The sequence below is a fragment of the Streptomyces sp. NPDC054847 genome, from assembly GCF_053610925.1.
Map to the genome: position 1 here is coordinate 1 of NZ_JBSGZJ010000779.1, position 1,273 is coordinate 1,273.

The following is a 1,273-nucleotide window of genomic DNA, read 5'->3' on the forward strand; positions in this document are numbered from 1 at the left end:
GTCCAGGGCCTCCTGGGGGACCGTACCGACGTGGTGGCCGCGATCGCCGCCTCCCCCGCCTCGACCGTCGTCTCCGGCACGCCGGAGGCCGTCGAGGAGGTGTGCGCCCGCCTGGAGGCCATGGACGTGATGGTGCGGCGTGTCGCCTCCGACGTCGCCTTCCACAGCCCGCAGATGGATCCGCTGCTCGGTGAACTGGCCAAGGCGGCCGACGCGTTGGAGGTGCGGGAGCCGGTGGTGCCGCTGTATTCGACGGCGCTGGAGGACCCGCGGTCGGCCGCGGTGCGCGACGGCGCCTACTGGGCGGCGAACCTGCGCAACCCGGTCCGCCTGGACGGTGCGGTGCGGGCGCTGGCGCAGGACGGGCACCGGGTGTTCGTCGAGCTGTCCGGGCATCCCGTGGTCACCCATTCCGTCGGCGAGACGCTGGAGGCGGCCGGTCACGACGACGTGCTCGTCACCGCCACCCTGCGCCGTGAGCGGCCCGAGCGGGCCACCCTCCTCGCCCACCTGGGCGCCCTGCACTGCCATGGCGCCGCCGACGGCCTGGAAGTGCCGCGCGGGCCGCTGACGGCGCTGCCCCGCCGGGCCTGGCAGCATGTGCCCTACTGGCGCACCCCGTCCTCGCAGGGGCCCGTGGCGGAGGAGCACGACACCGGCTCGGGCACGCTGCTCGGCGGGGAGGTGACGTGGGCGGGCGGCGTCTCGCCGCGGCTGTGGCGGACCCGGCTCGACGAGGACTGCCGGCCCTACCCCGGCTCGCACCCCATCCACGGCGTCGAGGTCGTCCCCGCCGCGGTGCTGCTGAACACCTTCCTCGCCGCCGGCGGCACCGACACGCTGCACGACGTGGCGCTCAAGGTGCCGGTCGCCGTGACCGGCGAACTGGAGGTGCACGTGGTGCGCGACGACAGTGGGATCCGTCTCGCCTCCCGCCGCACCGCCGCCGCTTCCCCTGACCTTGCCGCCGGTACGGACGGCGGTGCGGCGCAGGTGGGTTGGAGCACCCACACCACGGCGCGGCTCACCTCCGGCCGCCCCGGCGGCGGTGACGGTGACGGCGGGGGCGGTGAGGTCGCGGACGGTGCCGGTGACGGCGGATGGGACGGGTCGGCAGCCGTGGCGCTGGATCCCGGGGCGGTGAACGAGCGGCTGCACGCGGTCGGTGTCGCCGATGTCGGATTCCCCTGGCGGATCACCGAACTCGCCTCCTCACGCGGGCATTTGCGTGCCCGGGTGCTGCCCGCGCCCGGCGGGGACCTCTCCCCCGCCC

The 1,273-nt window shown here is 75.7% G+C and carries 1 protein-coding gene; it reads left to right on the forward strand.

From position 1 onward, the window contains the following. A partial coding sequence (locus ACWGH4_RS35195) for an acyltransferase domain-containing protein (RefSeq protein WP_453467984.1) occupies positions 1-1,273 on the forward strand: 1,273 nt, incomplete at both ends.